This window comes from Microbacterium sp. (assembly GCF_031178525.1).
Lineage (GTDB): Bacteria > Actinomycetota > Actinomycetes > Actinomycetales > Microbacteriaceae > Microbacterium.
Genome location: NZ_JAPSJA010000361.1, coordinates 1 through 2144 on the forward strand (window position 1 = coordinate 1; position 2144 = coordinate 2144).

Annotated in this window: 3 protein-coding genes; all 3 read right to left on the reverse strand. The window is 74.2% G+C overall.

Features of this window, described 5'->3' with window-relative positions; translation table 11 throughout:
- The coding region (locus RIF89_RS14385; RefSeq protein ID WP_309069761.1) for an aminotransferase class V-fold PLP-dependent enzyme at positions 1-376 on the reverse strand (376 nt) is incomplete at its 3' end.
- An 18-nt stretch (positions 377-394) separates the two neighbouring features.
- Entirely contained in the window at positions 395-1249 is an 855-nt protein-coding gene (nadC, locus tag RIF89_RS14390) for a carboxylating nicotinate-nucleotide diphosphorylase (protein WP_309069759.1), read from the reverse strand.
- Positions 1243-2144, reverse strand: a 902-nt coding sequence (locus tag RIF89_RS14395; RefSeq protein ID WP_309069760.1) for an FAD-binding protein, incomplete at its 5' end; no start/stop codon positions are given. The genes nadC and RIF89_RS14395, both read right to left, overlap by 7 nt.

Here is a 2144-nt window from a genome sequence, read left to right on the forward strand (position 1 = left end):
ATGCGTCCACCGGCACGCGCGTGACCTCGAAGCCGTGCACGCGCTGGAGGAAGTCGGCCGAGCGCAGGATCGAGTCGTGCTCGATCGGGGATGTCACGAGGTGCCGCGCGCCGCGGTCGAGAAGCGCCGCGATGGCGATGCCCTTGACGGCCAGGTTGTTCGCCTCGGTGCCGCCCGAGGTGAACACGATGTCACCGCGGCGCATCCCCAGCACCGCGGCGACGCGCGAGCGCGCGTCGTCCAGGGCGCGGGCGGCGCGTTCGCCGTACGTGTGGTGACTGGACGGGTTTCCGAACTCGCCCGTCAGGAACGGCGCCATCGCCTCCAGCACGTCGCGTCGCACGGGCGTCGTGGCGGCGTTGTCGAGGTAGAGCATGCCGACCATCCCCTCTGATCAGCCGACGCGGACGTCGAGGCCCAGGTCGAGCGCCCGGGCGGAGTGGGTGAGCGCGCCGACCGAGATCACGTCGACGCCCGTCTCGGCGATCGCGCGCACGGTCTCGAGCGACACGCCGCCGGAGGCCTCCACGATCGCGCGGCCGGCGATGAGCTCGACACCGCGCCGCAGGTCGTCGAGGGAGAAGTTGTCGAGCATGATCGTGTGCGCCCCCGCCGCCAGCACGGGCTCGATCTGCGCGAGCCGATCGACCTCCACCTCGACGTGCGTCGTGTGCGGCAGTCGTGCGATGCCCGCACGCAGCGCCGCCGTCAGCTCGGACGCGTCGCCGCCGGCCAGCACCGCGAGGTGGTTGTCCTTCGCCATCACGGCGTCGGACAGCGAGAAGCGGTGGTTGAAGCCGCCGCCGCAGCGCACCGCGTGGCGCTCGAACGCGCGCAGCCCCGGCGTCGTCTTGCGCGTGTCGACGATCCGCGCGCCGGTCTGCGACACCTCCTCGACGTAGCGCGCCGTGAGTGTCGCGACCCCCGACATCCGCTGCGTGAAGTTCAGGCCCACGCGCTCGCCGGTGAGCACGGAGCGCGCGGATCCCTCGACCACCGCGAGCACGGCGCCGGGGGCGAAGGCGTCGCCGTCGGCGGCGCCCAGTTCGACGGAGACCTGCGGATCCGTGAGCGCGAAGGCCGCGGCGAAGACCGCGCCGCCGCTGAACACACCGGCCTCGCGCGCGACGAGCTCGGCACGGGCGGTCGCCCCGGCGGGCAGGAACGCGGTGCTGGTCAGATCGCCCCACGGGGCGTCCTCCTCGAGCGCGGTGGCGACCGCGCGCTCGATGATCTGCGCGGTCAGCATGCGGCTCCCGCCGTCGCCGGCTCTCGGTCGGCGAGCATGGGAGCGGCATCCGCGCGCCAGTGCGCTCCGACGGATTCGGGGCGCTCGAGCGCCGCGGCGACCACGTACGCCGCGACCAGCAGCAGGTTCGCGTCCTCGTGGTCGGCGACGGAGACAGGATCGGATGCGGCCGCCCGCCATGCGGCGATCGTGTCGGCCGCACGAGAGAGGCCGTCGGCGTCGCGGACGAGTCCCGCGTGATCCCACATCAGGCGCTGGAGCGCCCCGCGCGTGAAGGGCGCGACGGCGTGCGGCAGCTCGGCGCGTCCCGCTCGCTCGACGAGCGAGGGAGTGGAAGCCGCCCCGCCGGTTCCCTGCGCCACGGCGGCCGCCGCGCGCGCTCCGAACACCGCACCCTCGAGCAGCGAGTTCGACGCGAGGCGATTGGCGCCGTGCACGCCCGTGCGGGCGCACTCGCCGATCGCGTACAGGCCCGCGAGGCTCGTGCGGCCGTCGAGGTCCGTTGCGACCCCACCCATCAGGTAGTGCGCGGCGGGCGTCACCGGGATCGGCTCGCGAGTCCAGTCGAGCCCGCGTGCGCGGACCGCGGCGTCGATCGACGGGAAGCGCTCCCGCAGCCCGGAGACGCCCGTCGCATCCAGACGCACGCGTCCTGGCTGCGCCGCGATGGCGCGCGCGACGAGATCGCGCGGCGCGAGCTCGCCATCCGGGTGCGCATCGAACGCGAAGCGCCGGCCGTCGTCAGAGAGCAGCACCGCGCCCTCGCCACGGACCGCCTCCGACACGAGGAACGGCGCGCCGACGGCCAGGACCGTCGGATGGAACTGCACGAACTCCAGGTCGCGGACCTCGGCGCCCGCTCGGATCGCGGCCGCGATGCCGTCGCCCGTCGCGA

Bases quoted from the DNA above. Each gene is read 5' to 3' on its own strand.
- nadC (WP_309069759.1), bottom strand. From the start codon at position 1,249: ATGCTGACCGCGCAGATCATCGAGCGCGCGGTCGCCACCGCGCTCGAG.